The organism is Bacteroides caecigallinarum (assembly GCF_021531075.1).
In the GTDB taxonomy this organism is placed as follows: Bacteria; Bacteroidota; Bacteroidia; order Bacteroidales; family Bacteroidaceae; genus Phocaeicola; species Phocaeicola caecigallinarum_B.
Genome location: NZ_JADYTJ010000142.1, coordinates 1 through 750, shown reverse-complemented (window position 1 = coordinate 750; position 750 = coordinate 1). Strand labels below are relative to the sequence as shown.

Here is a 750-nt window from a genome sequence, read left to right as displayed (position 1 = left end):
GGAGGTTCTGCCACAGACTTACCGTTAAACAGCGCAAGGCCGTTCTCTGGATACTGTTTGTCCCGTTTACCGCCGCATGTGTCTATACGGCATGCAGACCGTTTATAGGCAGTAAGAACCGGGAGTCCGGAATGGAATTTATGGAAAAGGATTCACTCCGTATGGAGTTCATTCAATCTATTGTAAGAAATGGAGAAAGAAAAAGTCAAGAAAGTAATGGAACGGCTGATGAAACCGTTCAGGCTCCGGTCTTCAAAGGACAGGAAGCCGCTGAGTGAGGAACAGAAACGCAAACGCGCCAGATTTGTGGTGTATCCGCTGATGTTCCTGTTGTGTCTGGGAAGTTTCTATCTGATATTCTCACCTTCCGGGCAGGAACGGGAGCGGCAGGATAAAGGACAGGGATTCAATACGGAAATCCCTTCTCCCGAGGACAGCCGCCTGGAAGGAAACAAGAAGGATGCCTATGAAAAGGCTCTGATGGAACAGGAAAGCAGGAAAAGGAAGACATTCTTTGAAGCTGCGGAGTCCATGTTTGCCAAAGAGGAACGGAAAGACAGTGTCCGTCTTCCCGATAACATTCCACCGGAGAGGCAAACAAACACGGAAACTGAAATAGAAGGAGGCAATGCCGGACCGGTCAGTTCCTCGGCCGGAGCCTACCGTGAGATGAACCGTACGCTGGGAAGCATCTATGAACCGCGGACCGATCCGGAAAAGGAAAGGCTTCTGGAAAGGATTGAGGAACTG

General features: G+C 50.0%; 1 protein-coding gene and 1 pseudogene. Both read left to right on the top strand.

Translation table 11 applies throughout. The annotated features are described in order from the left end of the window. A partial coding sequence (locus tag I6E11_RS14740; RefSeq protein ID WP_235338844.1) for a hypothetical protein occupies window positions 1-278 on the top strand: 278 nt, incomplete at its 5' end. After that, window positions 190-750: pseudogene (locus I6E11_RS14735) on the top strand (conjugative transposon protein TraM); the annotation flags it as partial. The gene I6E11_RS14740 and the pseudogene I6E11_RS14735, both read left to right, overlap by 89 nt.